This is a genomic window from Streptomyces sp. NPDC002133, assembly GCF_040296405.1.
Taxonomy (GTDB): domain Bacteria; phylum Actinomycetota; class Actinomycetes; order Streptomycetales; family Streptomycetaceae; genus Streptomyces.
The window spans coordinates 82,845-99,400 of sequence record NZ_JBEOXF010000015.1 but is presented as its reverse complement, the minus strand read 5'-3'; the positions used below and the strand labels follow the sequence as shown (position 1 = coordinate 99,400).

Here is a 16,556-nt window from a genome sequence, read left to right as displayed (position 1 = left end):
CCGACCGGTCGGCGGGGGCAAGCCGCCCGGCGCCCGCATGGTGCCCTTCTCCCCGATCGGCTGGGACAGCCGATGCATCAGGGTGCGCACGCCCGCTTGACGGGACTGGATGTGCGCGAGCTCGCAGCGGCGGGCCAGCGCTCACTGGTCGTGCGTGGCTGTCGTGATGCTCCCGGCCCAGCGGGAGGACGACTCCAGGTCAGGTCCCGCTTGCGAGTGGCCCACGTGTCAGTGGAGTGCTCCAGCCCGTCCCGGCACCGTGCGGCCAGGTCACGGGAAGCCAGCCGTGCCAGGTGCTCGCCCACCAGTCGCAGGACCTTCTCGTCCTGAGCGGGCAGGTGCCTGAGCCGGTCACGGATCGCGACACCGGTCGGGCCGAGGGCGACGAACGGCGCCTCGATGGGACGCAGATGCTTCCTCTCATCCATCGGCGGCCGCCGCCTGAAAGGCTTGGCCGCTACCGGCGCTGGCACGCCCGCAAGCGAGCCGAACTCCAGGCGAAGCAGACCCGCTCCGCCACCAGGCGGGCCAAACGCCAGGCACGCCGCGAGGCCCGGCACGCCACTCATGTCAACCACAGGATCAGCAAGGAGATCGTGGCCGTCGCTGGGGGTACCTCCCAGGCGAAGCGCTGGGGGAGCACCGGACGCGGTATCGCCCTCGAAGAACTGGGTGGCATCCGTGACCGGGTACGGCCCTTCCGCGACCAGCGGGCCGCGCTCTCCGCCTGGCCGTTCCACCAGCTCGAACAGCACATCCGCTACAAGGCCCGGCGGGCCGGGGTGCCGGTGATCTGGGTGGACGCCCACTACACCTCGCAGATGTGTCCCAGATGCGGGCACACGGCAAGAAACAACCGTCCCGTCCGGGACGCCTTCTGCTGTCGTCGGTGCGGGCTCGCCGGCCCGGCCGATCACGTCGCCGGGGTCAACGTGCGCAACCGTGCACGCTCGGCGTGGGTTCTCGTCAACGGACCCGTACCACAAAAGGCATGAACACCTCCCTTTTTGCTGGTAGATGCGACCCGTGACCGCCCTGCCGTAGGGGGCAGCCGGGAGCGCGACAAGGCGCAAACGACAGAGCCAACACGCTCGGTCGTTTTACGGCCGAGAAGTTGACGCTCGTGGACGGTCAGTTGCAGCAGTCGCAGCCGGGGCGGCAGCCGCAGGTGTCCGGCTCGCTGACTGCGGACGGGACGGCAGCGGCGGCCGGGGCCGCGCAGCAGCCCTTGCCCTGCCAGGCGTCGCGACCTTCCTTGACGGCGATGGCGGCGATGAGCAGGGCGGCGATGGGGTCGGCCCAGGACCAGCCGAGGGTGGCGTTGAGGACCAGGCCGACCAGGAGCACGGCGGACAGGTAGGTGCACAGCAGGGTCTGCTTGGAGTCGGCGACCGCGGAGGCGGAGCCGAGTTCGCGGCCGGCGCGGCGCTGGGCGGCGGACAGGAACGGCATGACCGCGAGCGACAGGGTGGCGATGACGATGCCGGGGATGGAGCGTTCGGCCTCCCCGGTGCCGGTCAGGGCACGGACGGCATCGACGGTGACGTAGGCGGCGAGCGCGAAGAAGGAGACGGCGATGATCCGCAGGGTGCGCTGTTCGCGTGCTTCCCGTACGGCGTGGTCGCGGGCGGAGAACTGCCAGGCGACCGCGGCCGCCGAGGAGACCTCGATGATCGAGTCGAGGCCGAACCCGATCAGCGCGGTGGAGGAGGCGATCGTCCCGGCGGTGATCGCGACGATCGCCTCGATGACGTTGTAGGTGATGGTCGCCGCGACCAGCAGCCGTATCCGGCGGGCGAGAACGTCGCGTCGGGCCGGGGAGGGACCGAGGGATATCGATATCTCGGCGGACATGGTCAGCAGCAACCCTTCTCGTCGGCGTCGACGCAGGTGCGGTCGGTCTCGACGGCCACCACGGCGCTGCGCAGGTCGTCCAGCGCGTGGCCGAGGCGTTCGTCGGCCAGCTCGTAGCGGGTACGGCGGCCGTCGGGCACAGCGGTGACCAGGCCGCAGTCGCGCAGACATGCGAGGTGGTTGGAGAGCCGGGTGCGGGAGATGCCGAGCGCGTCGGCGAGATCGGACGGGTAGGAGGTGGCTTCGCGAAGGGCGAGCAGGACGCGGCAGCGGATCGGGTCGGCGAGCGCGCGGCCGAACCGCGCCAGCACCTCGGCCTCGGAAGCGAGAGTCAGCACACCACTACAGTACAGCTCATCCTGAATTCAGAAAACCGTGGATCGATGTAACGCCTGCTACATTCTCCGGCGTGACAAGCAATGGGACAGGGATACGGTGGCTCGTCCTCGTCATCAAGCTGCCCGCCGACCCATCGCGGCACCGGGTGGCGGTCTGGCGGGGGCTGCGCAAGGTCGGCGCGCTCTCGCTGGGCCAGGGCATCTGGGCCGTGCCGGACGTGCCGGTCTTCGCCGACGGCGTGCGACGGGCGGTCGAGCTGACCGAGCGGGCCGAGGGCCAGACCGTGGCGCTGAACGCCTCCGGGCGCTCCGCCGAGGATGAGGCACGCTTCGAGGCGATGTTCACCGCCGCGCGCTCGGAGGACTGGAAGGAGTTCCTCGCCGACTGCGCCAAGTTCGAGGCGGAGATCGCCAAGGAGATCCGGATCGGCAAGTTCACCCTGGCCGAGCTGGAGGAAGAGGAGCAGAGCCTCGAACGCCTGCGCCGCTGGCACCGGGACCTGACGGCCCGTGATGTGTTCGGGGCTCCGCAGGCCGCCGAGGCCGCCGAGCGGCTCAAGCAGTGCGCGGTGATATGCGAGGACTACGCCGAGCGCGTCTTCACCGCCCTGCACCAGGCCGATGGGCGGGACGCGTGACCGCCCACGACACCCCCAGTACCGGAGGCCGGCGGGCGATGTGGCCGCTGTACGCGGCCGGGTTCACCACCGCGTTCGGCGCACACGGTATCGCCGCCAACCTCGGCGGCTTCTCCGAGGACGCGGTCACCTCCCTCCTCGTCCTGGGCGGCCTGCTCGCCCTGTACGACGGCGCCGAGGTGGTCCTCAAGCCGGTCTTCGGCACCCTCGCCGACAAGGTCGGCGCCAAGCCCGTGCTGCTCGGCGGCCTGATCGCCTTCGCGGCCGCCTCCGCGCTGTACGCGGTGGCGGACAGCCCCGGCTGGCTGTGGGCGGCACGGCTCGGTCAGGGCGCCGCCGCCTCGGCGTTCTCCCCCTCGGCCTCCGCACTGGTCGCCCGGCTCAACCCGGCCGCCAAGCACGGCCGGGCGTTCGGCAGCTACGGCTTCTACAAGTCCCTCGGCTACACCCTCGGCCCGCTCCTGGGCGGCGTCCTGGTCTGGGCCGGCGGACTGCGCCTGCTGTTCACCGTCATGGCCGTCCTGGCCATGGCCGTCGCCGCCTGGGCCACGCTCGCCGTCCCCGCCCTGGCCCCCCTGCCCAAGTCCCGCCAGACCGTGCTCGACCTGGCCCGCCGCCTCACCTCCCGCACCTTCCTCGCCCCCACCGCGGCCCTGGCGGGCGCGACCGCCGCACTCTCCGTCGGCGTCGGTTTCCTGCCCGTCGCCGGCGCCGCGGCCGGACTCGGCACCGTGGCCACCGGCGCGGCCGTCTCCGCCCTCGCCGCCACCGCCGCACTCGTCCAGCCCTACACAGGCCGGGCCCTGGACGCCGGCCGCATCACCACCCGCGCCGGACTCGCGACCGGACTCACCATCACCGCAGCCGGTCTCGGCTGCGCCATGCTCCCCGGCCTGACCGGCGTCCTCACAGGCGCGGCCCTGATCGGCGCCGGAACCGGCCTGATCACCCCGCTCGGCTTCACCGCCCTCGCCGCCGCCACCCCGCCTGAACGCCTCGGCCAGACCATGGGATCAGCCGAACTCGGCCGCGAACTCGGCGACGCCGGAGGCCCCCTCCTGGTCGCCGCCGTCGCCACGGCAACCACCCTCACCTACGGATTCGTCGCCCTCGCCGCCCTCCTTGCCATCGGCCCGCTCCTCACCCTGGCCGCGCACCGCCGCACCGCCCCCGCACGGCAATAGCCGCGCACGCGACACCGGCGCCCGCCCGGCGGTCTTCAGAAAACCGGGGCGGCCCGCTGGGACCCCCCACAAGGCAGTGGTGTTCGTCGGGCAGCGCAGGCCGCGGGGGCGGTCGCCGAACGGCTGCCCGTCGGCCGTGACGGTGCCGCCAGTGGGTTTGTTCAGCCCGAGTACCATCCGCAGCGTCGTGGTCTTGCCGGCACCGTTCGGGCCCAGGAACCCGGTGACGACGCCCGGACGCACGGTGAAGGACAGGCGGTCGACGGCGGTGGTCTCGCCGTAGCGCTTGGTGAGTTCGGTTGCTTCGATCACGGTGTCCACGCTGCCGGGTCGGATCCCGTTCGGACGTCGGACCGTCGGCCACGATCGGGCGCCCGGGGTAGCCCCGGGGAGTACGCCTGTGGGCCGATGCCGGGGGCGGGCCGCGTGCCTATGATCGGCGCATGAAAGCCCCGCTGGCTGCTCCGCGGACGCTCCTTGTCGAGATCCTGGCCTGGTGCTCAGGCATCACATACGTCGTCCTGCTGTACGTAGTCGTGCTGAACACCGGCCGCGAACTGACGGGTATGCGCCTGCTGTTGGCCGCGCTGCCCTCCGTACTGCTGCTGCCTCTGGTGCTGCGTCGGCCGCTGCCCGTTTTGGTGCTGCTGCTCACCGTCTCCTTCGCGGCGATCGTGCGGGCGGACTCGGCGATGGCCGCGGGCCAGGGCGGGATCTACGGCATGCCGCCCGCGCAGACGCAGGCGTGGCAGATCGCGTCTCTGCAGGCCGTGCTCACCGATCTCACCGTCGGACGGATCGCCGCCACCCGGTCGCGGCTGACGGCGGCCGTCGCCGCACTGGTGGCGTTCGGAGTGCAGATCGGGGGCGCCAGTTACTACCGGGAGGGCTCCTCGTCGTTCCTCGCCGCCTCGGCCTTCCTGGCGCTGATGATGGGCACCGCCTGGACGGCCGGCTACTCGGTCCGCGAACGCCGCCAGCACACGGCTGCGCTACGGGCCCGGGGCGCTGAGCAGGCCGTCACCGCGGAGCGGCTGCGGATCGCTCGGGAACTGCACGACATGGTGGCGCACAGCATCGGCGTCATCGCCATCCAGGCCGGGATGGGCCGGCGCATCATCGACACCCAGCCGTCGGAGGCCCGCAAATCCCTCGCCGCCATCGAGGACACCAGCCGCGACACTCTGGCGGGTCTGCGCCGGATGCTTGGCGTGCTGCGGGAGGCGGACCCGGGGGACGGTGCCCCGCTCGGCCCGGCACCGATGCTCGACGATCTCGACGGGCTGGCAGAGCGGACCCGGGATGCGGGCGTGCGGGTGGACATCGACTGGCGAGGGGAACGGCGGCTACTGCCGGCGGATATCGAGCTGTCCGCGTACCGCATCATCCAGGAGGCCATCACCAACGTGGTGCGCCACTCAGGCGCCAACGCCTGCCGGGTGACCGTCGACTGCCGGGAGGACGACCTGTCCATCGAGATCACCGACGAGGGCCGCGGCCTGTCCGGCCTGCCCGGCGCCGCCGGCTACGGGCTGACGGGCATGCGGGAGCGAGCGGCGCTTCTGCATGGCGCGTTCACGGCCGGACCGCGCGCCGAAGGCGGCTTCCGCGTCGCGGCGCGGCTCCCGGTGCCGGCGGCGGTCAGATGACCCGGGTGCTGCTCACCGACGACCAGCCACTGGTCCGGCATGGGCTGAGGGTGCTGATCGCCGACCACCCCCGGCTGGAGGTCGCGGGGGAGGCGGCGAACGGCGAGGAGACGGTACGGCTCGCCGACCAACTGTCGCCGGATGTGGTGATGATGGACATCCGGATGCCCGGCATGGACGGCATCGAGGCCACCCGGCGGATCACCGCGAGCTGCAGCACACCACCGAAGGTCCTCATCCTCACCACGTTCGACGACGAGTATGTCTACGGCGCGCTCCGAGCCGGGGCAAGCGGCTTCCTCGTCAAAGACATGGACATGGACCAGATCCTCACCGCGATCGAGACTGTCGCCGCAGGCGACGCCCTCATCGCGCCGAGCGTGACACGCCGCCTGATCGCAGAGTTCGCGGCCCGGCCCGCCGCCGTCGCGCCGCCGCGACCGGTGGAGGGCATCACCGCCCGCGAGCGGGAAGTGCTGACCCTGGTCGGCCGCGGCCTGTCCAACGCGGAGATCGCCTCGCATCTGCACATCAGCATCGCCACGGCGAAGGCCCATGTGAGCAGGCTGCTGACAAAACTGGACGCGCGGGACAGGGTGCAACTGGTCATCATGGCGTACGAGCTGAGGCTGGTGACCGCGCCGCGGGGATAGGGACGCCTACCCGGACGGCTACAGGCTACTGGCCCACAGCCCAGAAGCGCAGCGTTGCCCACTTCTGAACACAGGCGTCCCGCCACGTCACGCCAGGCTGCCGACTGCGGAACAGCGCAAGGCAGGAACACTGCCTCTTCACCAGTAAGCCTCCCCCGCCTCCGGCCGCACCGTCGCTGCAGGCTTCGCCGTCCCCACCTGGACCGCAGCCTCCACCCTCGCCCTGCGCGGCCTCAGCCTGCGCGGTGTCCCGATCTGCCGCGACTGTGCGGGGGTCAGTCGCGACTTCTTCTGCAACCGCTGCGGCTTCGAGGGGATGCTGCTCGGCCAACGGCTCTGCGAACGCTGCACCCTGTCCGACCGCCTCGCCGGCCTCCTCGACGACGGCACCGGTCAGGTCCACCCGCGTCTGGCGCCGCTCATGATCCTCCTCCTGGAACTGGACCGTCCGAAGAGCAGGCTGATCTGGCTCCGCCGCCCCGACGTGATCCGCCTCCTGCAGGACCTGGCAGCCGGTCGCGTCCCGCTCACCCATGAGGGCCTGCAGCGGCAGGAACACTGGCGCACGGCCGCCCACCTGCGCGACCTGCTCATGGAGAGCAACGTCCTGCCCACAGCCGACCGGCGACTCCTGCCCTATGAACGCTGGCTCGCCGAGCGCCTCGCGGCCGTCGAGGATCCCGCCCGGCACCAGCTCCTGCACCGGTTCGCCGTTCGCCACCTGGCACCAACTGCGGCGCCTGCGGGGGAAGGCCGAAGCCGGGCCGCTCGGACGCTCTCCCACCCACGAGGCCAGACAGCAGATCACCCAGGCCGACGCCTTCCTGACCTGACTCGCGGCCGGCGACCGGGCCCTCGACCACCACCCACCTGGTCGTCGAAGCCTTGATCCTGAGAGCTGGAGGAAGGTTCAATCGCCGGATGGCTGAGACTGACATTGACCTGGGAGTCGTGACGGCGCCGTCGGGAGTCATCGTGCTGGGGATGGCATCGTGGATCGACCACTGGCCACAGCTGGGCCAACCGCTGTCCGAGCGCGCAAATGCCGCAGCGTCGATCGGCGGCGGGCATGTCCACGACTGGATGTGTGAGATGGTCGCGGTTCCCGCAGCGGATGACAGGCCGTTGCCGGTCCGGGCCAGCGCGACGGCGTCTCCCTTCGACGGACGACCGACAATCGCGGTCCTTGAGATGGATCTCGGCCTGCCATGGGTCGGCACCGCAGGGGACGAACCGATCGTTCTCGGCGACCTGCCGGTCGACCGGTGCGGCATGGTGCTCGCTGACGCGGTCGCACTGGACTCCTGGACCGGAGACGGACATCCGTCCACCGACGGTCTTGCCGACGTCACCTACTGGGGTGGCTACGCGCAGGCCGCCCACCTTCAGTTCGACGGAGAGCTGATCACTCAGCACGGCAGCCAAGTGCGAGGGTGGCTCGACCTGCCTCTTGACGACGCCGAGGAGCTCGCCGACGCCCTCAACGCCTGGGAAGGCGACGAGCAGGGCCGGGGCGTCATGGTCGCGGTCGATGAGCACACCGATTTCCACCGCTTCAACCGCGCGAGTTGGACCCACCCGCTTCAGATCGGCGCCATCGAGGTCGTCGGCTGCCCGGTGGTGGGAATCAACTGGGACAGCGGCGACCACTCGATGAGACATCGTGGCGAACGCCGCTTCGGGCAGGTCTATCCCGTGACTCTCCAACGTGGCCCCGAGGGCCAGACAACGATGCGCTGGACGATCCCGCCCTACGTCCCAAGCCAAGAGCGCACAGACTGATCGACAGGGCACCAACGACAACTCACAATGACCAAGCCAGGGCATCACTGGCGAATACGCGACACCTCAACATGCGAGCTCACCAGCCTCAAGCCCCAGGTCCTACGCGAATACAAGGCCGTCCTCGAACCCGGCGCCAACATCGCAGGCCCGGCTGCCGCGGAGCTGAAGTCCGGAGCCCTGCCCGAGGAGGCCGTCGACTGGCTGAAGACGAACTTCTTCAAGACCCAACTCGAACTCGGCCACTGCCTCCGGCTGCCTGCCGAGGGCCCCTGCGAGTGCGACCTCTACCTGACCTGCGCGAAGTTCGTCACCACACCCGCCTACGCGCCGCGGCTGCGAGCACGGCGCAAGGTCGAGCACGCCCTCGCCACCGACGCCGCCAACCACGGCTGGGACCGCGAGGCCGAACGCCTCCGATGCACCGCCGACCGCATCGAGAAGCTGCTGACTGACCTCGGCCAGCCCTCGATGCCACCGACGCACCGGAGGAATCCCGCCTTGGCCCGCCCGAATGAAGCCCGACAGGGCCGGCCGCGTCACGCTGGCCGCCGGCGCTCATGCGGTCGTCGGGTAACCGATCTGGGCGATGTCCTTGGCCAGATCACCGAGTGCCACCTCCGGGTTCAACGCCGAGACGATCTCCTGGGTCAGCGGCTTGAGATCAAAAACCGCCTGGACCGCATCAAGGTCCAGCGTGACCTCGTAGACCTCCTCGGCGAACTCCCGGTAGGCATCGGCACTGCCCGCGATGAGCACATCGAACAACCACTCAGCACCGTCGGCGTCGTCCATGTCCTCGGTCGGCACAACGACTTCGCCACACCTCCTCTGGCTGTCGGAGCTCTCGCGCCAGAAGCAGACGGTCGCTCGGGGCAGTCCGTTGTGGTCGGCGAAGGCGGGCTCATCTACATGGGGACGAAAGACGTCAGGGACCGAGTCGAAGAGCCCAGGCCAGGGGGCCGGGGGCGAAACGCGATACGGAGACATCGGCGACTCGTGGTCGCACGCCTGGGCATACACCCCAGCAGCGGAGAACACGATGGCGAAGTCGTTGCCGGCGCCGTCCCTCATCGAGGCCATCTCCTCGCCCGGCGACCAGCCGGAATCGAAGGAGTAGTACCTCCACTCCCACTCAGGGCTCAGAACGGCATCCAACATCGCCAGGGCCCTGGACCGATCGCGGACCGTCGCGATGGTGGGCAGCCGCTTGATCACTTCATGCACCGACACGGAGCTATCCAAGCGAAGCCCACTGACATCCGCCGCACCGGCCCCACAGTCGCCGCACCCTCACAACACCGGCCATGGGACTGGTATGGATCGTTATTGGGTTGGTCTGTATAGGTCCTCCGTGCTTTCGGGTCCGTCACGGTTCGTAGCCGTCAAGCCGTGGTGACGGAAACCTGGTCGCCATCGATCAAGGTTCCTGAAACCCTGATCGCCATGAACGCGGACCCCATCGACCAGGCCCGACGCCTCGTGCGTGACCGTTTCCCCAATGCGCTTGCCGCGGTCCTTGGCGGGTCGGTGGCTGCGGGGCGAGCCACTGCCAGCAGTGACCTGGACATCGCAGTGCTCATCGGGGACGGCGGCAAGACCTGCCGGGAGACAATCCGGTTCGAGGGACGTGTCGTGGAGCTGTTCATCCACACCCGTGCCGGTCTCGCGGATCTCTTCGCTGCGGACGTCGCTGCACGTCGTGCGGTCCTGCAGAGCGTGTATGCCACGGGCCTCGTCCTGGTCGATGCCGCTGGGGAGGCCGGCCGCGCCCGTGCCCGGGCTGAGGCGGACCTCCGCAATGGTCCTCTGGCGCTGGCACCGGAGATGGTCGAGACGAAGAGGTATGGGCTGACGGATGCTCTGGACGATCTCGCCGATGCTGGCGACCGGATCGAGCGTCTCGCGGTGGCCGGGTTCGTTCTCAGTGCCGCGGCAGATCTGCTCTGCGACTACCACCAGGCAAGGGCCTACCCGACATCGGCGGCGGGAAGTGGCTGCCGCGGCGCCTACTGGAGGCGGACGGGGAGCGTGGGGCCGCCCTGCTCGAAGGACACCTGCGGCTGTGCACGTCGGGAGACCCGATGCCCATGATCGACGCTGCATCACAGATCCTCGCTCTTGTCGGCGGGCCTCTTCGCGAGGGCTATCGCAGGACTTGGCGCGGTGTCATCGAATCGGTCGCTGCGGCATCCGGGCGTTGACGGAAGTTCATGGCCGTGTGTGATCGCCGGGTGCGTAGTTCTTCCAGAGGGCTCCGGCGTCGGTGGCAATGCGGGTGGTGCTCTTGTCGTGGTAGCCCAGTGCCTGGGCAATGACGGGCGCCGGGGCCTGGAGGACGAGCTGGCGGATGGCGGAGGTGCGGCCCTTCTCGACCGGAATGCCGAGTTCCCGCAGCGCGTCACGCAGGGTGGCGGGATTCATGGGCTGGCTCGCGCGGCGGCCGGGGAAGAGCCAGGGCGAGTTCTGGTTGATGGCGGGGGTGCTGGCAGGCAGGGCCTGGAGGTAGAGGGCTCACGTATCGTCTGGCGGCTCCGCCACCTACAAACCCCTCAAAGATCCCTGGGTGGACGTCGTGCTGCGGCTGGCCGTGCTCCTTGTCGGCACAGCCGTGCCAAGACTCGCCCGCCGCCTCGCCAAGCGATGCTCACGCCTCTGCGGTGAGCAGACCCGCTCACCGCAGAGGCGTCGGCGCGCCTAGCTCTCCTTGAGGAGCACGGCGAACCGCTCGAGGTACAGCGGCCAGCCCTCGTCCGAGCCCACCGCACCGGACACTGCCTCCCAGCCGGGGCCGTGCCGGTCGATGTGCCGGTGCTCCAGCTCCACCCGGGTACGGTCCGGGGTTTCGGCCACGAAACGGACCTCGACCTCGCTGGCGTTCTCGGGGTCCTGCTCGATCTGCCAGGTCGGACCGATGTCCCAGCTGAACACCATACGGTCCGGCGGCTCGTAGGCGAGCACCCGGGCCCAGCGGCACTCGCTGCCGTCGACCCCGCGGTCGTAGATGTGGCCGCCGACCCGGCCTTCGAAGACGGTCTCGGCTATGGGCGCGCCCAGCATGTTGTGCTCCGGCGGCTTGAAGTCGCCGAACCGCTGCGTGAACGCGGTGAAGGCCCGCTCGACCGGCGCGTCGACGACGATCTGTCGACGTACCACTGCGGCTGGTGCCTGACTCATGACTGCTCCTTGCGTTGTTCGCTCTCTTCGGCGACGTCCTGGTAGCCGGTCAACGCCCTGTTCCAGAAGGTGTCCAGCTGGTCGCGCAGGGCGGCCACGCCCGCCGGGTTGAGCCGGTAGATCCGGCGCGTGCCGGAACTCCGCTCCGCCACCAGACCGGCGTTCTTGAGCACCTTCAGATGCTGGGAGACCGCGGGCCGGCTGACCGGCAGCTCCTCGGCGAGCTCCCCGACCGCTCGCGGCCGCTCGGCCAGGCATTCCATGATCGCCCGGCGGGTGGGGTCCCCGAGGGCGCTCCAGGGATCGTCACTTTCGTAAGTCGCCACGAACGGTAAGCCTAGACTTACGAATAACGCAAGGCAACCCGGGTCTGCTGATCCGCGTCGAAGCTCCGACCAGTCCAGCGGACCTCTCCCGGTCTGCATCGCCTGTTACACCGCCCTGGCCCCGCTGTCGGCCTGGCCAGAGACTGTTCCAGGTTCGGATCATGTGGCTGGTCGGAGGCTGCGGAGCCAGATCACGGCGCCGCGTAAGTGGAGTCCGGCGAGGTAGCTGGTGGGCGTCTTGTCGTATCGGGTGGCCAGGCCCCGCCACTCCTTCCCAGGCCGACGCGAAGAGCGGGATCACGTGGGACCTGAGCGTCGATTCCACAGTGTGTCGCGCCCATCAGCATGCGGCAGGGGCCAGTAAGCAGGGGGACCTACAGAAGGAGCCACCCGGCGGAGTGCTGGCCGAGCCCTGTGATCACGGGCTGGGACGCTCACGTGGCGGGTTCACCACCAAGCTGCACGTGGCTGTCGAGCAGGGCCAGAAGCCCATGTCGATCGTGGCGACGGCCGGGCAGCGCGGCGACTCGCCGCAATTCGAGCCCGTGCTGGAGAATGTCCGCGTACCCCGCATCGGATCGGGCCGGCCACGCGTCCGCCCCGATCGAGTACGCGCCGATCGGGCGTACTCCTCCCGCAAGAACCGCGCCTACCTGCGCCGCCGTGGAATCCGCTGCACCATCCCATACAAGGCTGACCAGGCCCGCAACCGCAGGAAGCTCGGCTCCCGTGGCGGCCGACCGCCGCGTTTCGATGTGCTGGATTACCGCGAGCGCCATGCGGTCGAGTGCGGGATCAACCGACTCAAAAGGCACAGGGCAGTCGCCACGAGGAACGACAAGCTCTCCGTCCGCTACGAGGCGACTGTGCTGGTCGCACCCGTGAACGAGTGGCTGTGACCAGCACCGTCGCAACGGCCCTCAGACGACGTCGAATTCGTTGCCCTCAGGGTCCTGCATGGCGGCGGCGTAGAGCCCCATGTCCGGCTCATCCTCGATCCGCAGCACGGTGGCACCAGCTTTGACCAGCCGTTCCACCGTAGCCTTGACCCGCTCTGTGCGGACGTCCAGTGGGACGTCACGCCCCCACCGACCTTCAGGTCGAAGTGCCACCGGTTCTTGGCGACCTTCAGCTCCGGAACCTGCTGGAACCACACCCTCGGTCCACGTCCCGCGGGATCGATGATCGACTCCGGAATATCCCCGGCACCAGCCGGCAACTCTGCCTCGGGCACCCCCACCGCCGCCCAGTAAGCACGCCACGTGACGTGCCCGCCCGGCGGAGGCTCAGGCACGTAGCCCAGGGCCTCGGCCCAGAAAGTCACCATTCTCTGCGGATCGGAGCAGTCGATCGTCAGCTGCACTGTCATCTCCATGCTCGGAGCATCCCAGGCAGGTCTGACAGACGATCCACTTTCGCAACAGGCCCTAGCAGAGCGTCCAACGGCTCTGCCGAGGTTCGGCAAAGCTCGGTTGAACTGGTCGCTGCGGGGCTACGGTCCGGCCGTGCCGGTGGAATTTCTGACTGATGAGCAGGCCGAGGCGTACGGGAAGTTCGCTGAGGAGCGACGAGGCCCGAGCTGGAGAGGTTCTTCTACCTCGATGACGTCGACCGTGCGCTGATCGGCAAGCGGCGCGGGGATCAGAACCGGCTTGGGTTCGCGCTCCAGATGTGCACAGTGCGCTACGTCGGGTTGTTCCTGGAGGACCCGCTCGCGGTGCCGTGGCCGGTCATCGAGCATCTCGGCCAGGAGCTTGGCATTGAGGACGTCTCGTGCATCAAGCAGTACACCGAGCGGCTGAAGACGGCGTACGAGCACGCGTGAGAGATCCGGGACGCCTACGGCTACCACCTGTACGAAGACCCTGAGTGGGGCCGGTTGTTCCGTACGTTCCTGCACGGGAGGGCGTGGACGAATGCCGAGGGACCGGTGGCGCTGTTCAACCAGTCGGTGCACTGGCTGCGCCGGAACCGGGTGCTGCTGCCCGGGGTGAGCGTGCTGGTCCGGCAGGTCGCGGAGGTCCGTGGGGTAGCAGAGCAGCGGCTGTACGCCACAGTGGCGAACGCGGCCCGCCGCGCGGACGCCTCGCTGCCCGGGGACCTGGACGCGCTGCTGAGCGTTGACCGGTGGTCCGACCCGCGGGCGCGGCTGCTGGACGGCAAGGCGTGGGAAGCGGTGCGCGAGGACACCCTGGCGGGCCTGAGCTTGAACGAGCCGGTCGAGGAGCATCTCAAAGGCCGGGTCAAAGCGCTGGATGCGGCCTTGCAGTTGATGGCGGAGCGCCTGGAGGAGGCCGGGCAGGACGCGAAGCTCAGCTTCGCGATCCAGCCCAACGGCAGAAGGACCAACTCGGCGCGCTCGGCCTGGTCCTCAATGCCGCCGTGCTCTGGACAACGCGCTACCTCGACGCCGCCGTCGACCACCTGCGGGCCCTGCCGCCCGAGGAGCGGGAGCATGACGTCCTGGACGAGGACGTGGCCCGGGTCTCCCCGCTGAAGCACGCCAACCTCAACTTCCTGGGCCGCTACAGCTTCGCCGCCCGCCCGCCACGCGAGGGCCTGCGCCCACTGCGTGACCCGGCGACCGTCGACCTCGACGGGGACGACGAGGGCACCGGCGAATGACGCGGCGTTAGGGCGCGTATCGGGTCGTGATCAATGAGCATCGCAGCTTCCGGGGCGGGTGCCCGTCTGGGGTACGGGGCCCGGCGATCTGCGGCTGCGCCGTGTGGACGCGAGTGACCGGAAGCGTTGCCGCAGGCAGGCAGCGGCGGGGCCCGAGGGCGCCGGCTGCGTGCCCGCCGGGCTGGTGTGTCAGACCATGGCGAGCCGGTCCACCAGCAGCTCCACCCTCGGCTCGATGTCCTCCGGCGGCAGCCGTCCCGCCCGGGTCAGGGTCGCCAGGCCGTGCAGGGACGCCCAGAACACCTCGGTGAACAGCCCCGGGTGGACGCCGTCCCCGGCGACCTCGCCGAGGCTCTCCAGCAGCGCGGCGAAGGCGTCCTTGAGAGGTTCCGGGGTGTCCTCGTCCGCGAAGGCCAGGCCGCCGTCGAGCTGGAACAGGGCGTCGTAGACCGCTGGGTTGCGTGCGGCGAAGTCGAGGTAGGCACGGGCGAGGGCGGCGACCCGCTCGCGCGGGCTGTTCGCGCTGGAGGCCGCGGCCCGCACCGCCGCGGCCATCTCGGCGGCGCCCTCGAGGGCGACGGCGCCGATGATCTCGCGTTTGCCGCGGAAGTGGCTGTAGAGGACGGGCTGGCTGTATTCGATGCGCTCGGCGAGCCGGCGGGTGGTGACCGCGTCCCAGCCCTGCTGCTCGGCGAGTTCGCGGGCTGTCGCCACGATGAGGCGCTCGCGCTCCGCCCGTTCGCGCTGCTTGCGTTCCTGTACCGACATGATTCGATCCTAGCACCGCTAGACAAGCGAGCGGCAGTAGTACTAGCGTTGCCTCATCAGCTAGCAGCGCTAGATACCAGGAGGGATCAGCATGCTCGATGCACTTGAGGTCGTCACCACCGTGGTCGTCGGACTGATGGTGGGGGTGGAGTTCTCCGTCGCCTTCGTCATCAACCCGATCCTCGGCGCACTCCCCGAGGACAGCGGCCAACTCGGCCGCAGCCACGGGGGCCGGATGCTCGGCGCCGTGATGCCGGTCTGGTACATCGGCTCGCTCGCCCTCGTCGCGGTCTGGGCCATCGCCGGATGGCACCACCACGGCACCGGCCTCGTCGTCACCGCCGGCGCGCTGCTGATCCTCAGCGTGATCATGTCGCTCCTGCTGCTCGTCCCGATCAACAACCAGGGCAAGACGTGGACCCCCGAGAACCGGCCCGAGGACTGGAAGGAGCAGATGCACCGCTGGGACCGCTTTCACTACGTCCGCGTCGCCGTCATCATCGCTGCCTTCACCCTGCTCGTCGCCGCCCTCGCCTGAGCCCGCCGGCCGGCCCCGCGCCGGCGGCGCACCCCTCTACCGCGCCGCTACCCTCGTCACGCCCCGCATGCTGATCCGCCGAGCAACGAGCCGCTACCGCTGGGACGGCCGACCCACCACCCGACGCCTCAAGTGATCCATTTGCCGGTCGGCCTTACCCCATCGTTGACGGGAAGAATGACCGTCGAACAATGGAGCCCCACCAATGGATGGTGGGGCTCCGTTGATCGTTCCGTCGGCGCCAGGGGTTCACACGGTGGTATCTACTGTCACAGGACAGTAGATACCACCGTGTTCACTTTCAGGGCAGGAATTCCCAGAACGGGCGGTCAGGCGCGAAGTTGCGAGAACACACCGTCACGTCCTCACCCCTGAGATAAGCCAGCAACCATTCACTGAACGTCATCTCGTAGAGAGTGTGGGCCGGACTGTCCAACTCCTGAACCAGGACGCGCCAGGGCAACGAGGGTCCGTCAGGAACGCGAAGGAAAACCCATTCCCCCGTCATGGCCGACGCCACCGGCATCAACTCACCGGGGTTCGCCCCTACCGGACGGGGCAGGAACTCTGCCATGTCCTCCTCGCGCCAGAGCTCGAGATCCCCCCTGATGGTTTTTCCCAGACTGTGCAGAAGATGGCCGGCGGGGTGCTCCAGATACAACTGCCCGTTGATCGTGATCGAACCGTAAGCGTCCACGATCTCACGGAAGTCCGCAGGGAATTCGATACCGAATTCCTGCTGCAGTTCGACCCAAGGTGCCGCATCCGACCAGTTGAATCGGGGTTCACCCAACAGGGCTTGGATCTCTGAAAGCGTTGCCACCACTGGACCCCTTCTAGCACTTCGAGCCGATGCCGGTCTGGGAGTTGATCGCCGTGCACGAGAAAGTGTCCACGATGTTCCCCTGGGGTCCGTATGCGGTCATTCCCACCTGACCGAGTGCAGGAACGGCCGAATGCGGATCTCCGTAGATCGGAACGACCGACATGAACAGTTTGTTGTCCCCCGTCAAGTGCTTCCACC

The 16,556-nt window shown here is 69.2% G+C and carries 18 protein-coding genes and 6 pseudogenes; 12 read left to right on the top strand and 12 right to left on the bottom strand.

The window, feature by feature from the left end:
- Positions 1-21: 21 nt before the first annotated feature.
- Positions 22-428, bottom strand: a pseudogene (locus tag ABT078_RS17895) (IS200/IS605 family accessory protein TnpB-related protein); the annotation flags it as partial.
- Between ABT078_RS17895 and ABT078_RS17890 the strand changes: the two are divergent.
- Entirely contained in the window at positions 411-995 is a 585-nt protein-coding gene (locus ABT078_RS17890) for a zinc ribbon domain-containing protein (RefSeq protein WP_351228671.1), read from the top strand. The pseudogene ABT078_RS17895 and the gene ABT078_RS17890 overlap by 18 nt on opposite strands.
- Before the next feature lie 136 nt (positions 996-1,131).
- On the opposite strand, the gene ABT078_RS17885 is transcribed toward ABT078_RS17890, so the two are convergent.
- Positions 1,132-1,854 (bottom strand): cation efflux transmembrane domain-containing protein, encoded by a 723-nt coding sequence (locus ABT078_RS17885; RefSeq protein ID WP_351228669.1) that lies wholly within the window; start codon positions 1,852-1,854, stop codon positions 1,132-1,134.
- Positions 1,855-1,856: 2 nt separating this feature from the next.
- Positions 1,857-2,192 (bottom strand): ArsR/SmtB family transcription factor, encoded by a 336-nt coding sequence (locus tag ABT078_RS17880; protein WP_351228667.1) that lies wholly within the window; start codon positions 2,190-2,192, stop codon positions 1,857-1,859.
- A gap of 71 nt (positions 2,193-2,263) precedes the next feature.
- On the opposite strand from ABT078_RS17880, the gene ABT078_RS17875 reads away from it, so the two are divergent.
- Complete coding sequence (locus tag ABT078_RS17875; RefSeq protein WP_351228665.1) at positions 2,264-2,830, top strand: Chromate resistance protein ChrB; 567 nt, start codon at positions 2,264-2,266, stop codon at positions 2,828-2,830.
- A 38-nt stretch (positions 2,831-2,868) separates the two neighbouring features.
- Positions 2,869-4,014: an MFS transporter gene (locus ABT078_RS17870; RefSeq protein ID WP_351228729.1), complete on the top strand. Its 1,146-nt coding sequence runs from the start codon at positions 2,869-2,871 to the stop codon at positions 4,012-4,014.
- Positions 4,015-4,131: 117 nt separating this feature from the next.
- Here ABT078_RS17870 and ABT078_RS17865 read toward each other — a convergent pair.
- Positions 4,132-4,326, bottom strand: a pseudogene (locus ABT078_RS17865) (ATP-binding cassette domain-containing protein); the annotation flags it as partial.
- 131 nt (positions 4,327-4,457) lie between these two features.
- Here ABT078_RS17865 and ABT078_RS17860 point away from each other — a divergent pair.
- Together ABT078_RS17860 and ABT078_RS17855 are read left to right on the top strand one after the other, a co-directional pair.
- Positions 4,458-5,663, top strand: a complete 1,206-nt coding sequence (locus ABT078_RS17860; RefSeq protein WP_351228663.1) for a sensor histidine kinase — start codon at positions 4,458-4,460, stop codon at positions 5,661-5,663.
- The gene (locus ABT078_RS17855) at positions 5,660-6,316 is read left to right on the top strand and encodes a response regulator (protein WP_351228661.1); all 657 of its coding nucleotides are present in this window, start codon (positions 5,660-5,662) and stop codon (positions 6,314-6,316) included. The genes ABT078_RS17860 and ABT078_RS17855 overlap by 4 nt, the downstream gene beginning before the upstream one ends.
- Before the next feature lie 25 nt (positions 6,317-6,341).
- Here ABT078_RS17855 and ABT078_RS17850 read toward each other — a convergent pair whose 3' ends face one another.
- Complete coding sequence (locus ABT078_RS17850) at positions 6,342-7,037, bottom strand: hypothetical protein (RefSeq protein ID WP_351228659.1); 696 nt, start codon at positions 7,035-7,037, stop codon at positions 6,342-6,344.
- A 230-nt stretch (positions 7,038-7,267) separates the two neighbouring features.
- On the opposite strand from ABT078_RS17850, the gene ABT078_RS17845 reads away from it, so the two are divergent.
- Positions 7,268-8,098, top strand: coding sequence for a hypothetical protein (locus tag ABT078_RS17845; RefSeq protein WP_351228657.1), 831 nt, complete (start codon positions 7,268-7,270; stop codon positions 8,096-8,098).
- Positions 8,099-8,656: 558 nt separating this feature from the next.
- On the opposite strand, the gene ABT078_RS17840 is transcribed toward ABT078_RS17845, so the two are convergent.
- Positions 8,657-9,316, bottom strand: coding sequence for a hypothetical protein (locus tag ABT078_RS17840; RefSeq protein ID WP_351228655.1), 660 nt, complete (start codon positions 9,314-9,316; stop codon positions 8,657-8,659).
- Positions 9,317-9,490: 174 nt separating this feature from the next.
- Between ABT078_RS17840 and ABT078_RS17835 the strand changes: the two genes are divergently transcribed.
- Positions 9,491-10,192, top strand: a complete 702-nt coding sequence (locus ABT078_RS17835) for a nucleotidyltransferase domain-containing protein (RefSeq protein WP_351228654.1) — start codon at positions 9,491-9,493, stop codon at positions 10,190-10,192.
- A gap of 117 nt (positions 10,193-10,309) precedes the next feature.
- Here ABT078_RS17835 and ABT078_RS17830 read toward each other — a convergent pair whose 3' ends face one another.
- The 3 genes from ABT078_RS17830 to ABT078_RS17820 form a co-directional block, all read right to left on the bottom strand.
- Positions 10,310-10,522 (bottom strand): hypothetical protein, encoded by a 213-nt coding sequence (locus ABT078_RS17830; protein ID WP_351228652.1) that lies wholly within the window; start codon positions 10,520-10,522, stop codon positions 10,310-10,312.
- A gap of 273 nt (positions 10,523-10,795) precedes the next feature.
- Positions 10,796-11,275, bottom strand: a complete 480-nt coding sequence (locus tag ABT078_RS17825) for an SRPBCC family protein (RefSeq protein WP_351228650.1) — start codon at positions 11,273-11,275, stop codon at positions 10,796-10,798.
- Complete coding sequence (locus ABT078_RS17820; RefSeq protein ID WP_351228648.1) at positions 11,272-11,601, bottom strand: ArsR/SmtB family transcription factor; 330 nt, start codon at positions 11,599-11,601, stop codon at positions 11,272-11,274. Before ABT078_RS17820 ends, ABT078_RS17825 begins: the two co-directional genes overlap by 4 nt.
- Before the next feature lie 272 nt (positions 11,602-11,873).
- On the opposite strand from ABT078_RS17820, the pseudogene ABT078_RS17815 reads away from it, so the two are divergent.
- Positions 11,874-12,500 (top strand): annotated as a pseudogene (locus ABT078_RS17815) (IS5 family transposase); the annotation flags it as partial.
- 21 nt (positions 12,501-12,521) lie between these two features.
- Here ABT078_RS17815 and ABT078_RS17810 read toward each other — a convergent pair.
- Positions 12,522-12,755 (bottom strand): VOC family protein, encoded by a 234-nt coding sequence (locus tag ABT078_RS17810; protein WP_351228646.1) that lies wholly within the window; start codon positions 12,753-12,755, stop codon positions 12,522-12,524.
- A gap of 351 nt (positions 12,756-13,106) precedes the next feature.
- Here ABT078_RS17810 and ABT078_RS42715 point away from each other — a divergent pair.
- Both ABT078_RS42715 and ABT078_RS42710 read left to right on the top strand, forming a co-directional pair.
- A pseudogene (locus ABT078_RS42715) lies at positions 13,107-13,723 on the top strand (DUF4158 domain-containing protein); the annotation flags it as partial.
- Between the two features lie 218 nt (positions 13,724-13,941).
- A pseudogene (locus ABT078_RS42710) lies at positions 13,942-14,226 on the top strand (Tn3 family transposase); the annotation flags it as partial.
- Positions 14,227-14,415: 189 nt separating this feature from the next.
- Here ABT078_RS42710 and ABT078_RS17790 read toward each other — a convergent pair.
- Positions 14,416-14,994 carry a TetR/AcrR family transcriptional regulator gene (locus ABT078_RS17790; protein WP_351228644.1) on the bottom strand — a complete coding sequence of 193 codons (579 nt, stop codon included), beginning with the start codon at positions 14,992-14,994 and terminating at the stop codon, positions 14,416-14,418.
- Positions 14,995-15,085: 91 nt separating this feature from the next.
- On the opposite strand from ABT078_RS17790, the gene ABT078_RS17785 reads away from it, so the two are divergent.
- On the top strand, positions 15,086-15,532 hold the full coding sequence (locus ABT078_RS17785; RefSeq protein ID WP_351228642.1) for an anthrone oxygenase family protein: 447 nt from the start codon (positions 15,086-15,088) through the stop codon (positions 15,530-15,532).
- Between the two features lie 34 nt (positions 15,533-15,566).
- Positions 15,567-15,668, top strand: a pseudogene (locus ABT078_RS17780) (IS5/IS1182 family transposase); the annotation flags it as partial.
- A 165-nt stretch (positions 15,669-15,833) separates the two neighbouring features.
- Here ABT078_RS17780 and ABT078_RS17775 read toward each other — a convergent pair.
- Positions 15,834-16,355, bottom strand: coding sequence for an SMI1/KNR4 family protein (locus ABT078_RS17775; RefSeq protein WP_351228640.1), 522 nt, complete (start codon positions 16,353-16,355; stop codon positions 15,834-15,836).
- Between the last annotated feature and the right edge of the window lie 201 nt (positions 16,356-16,556).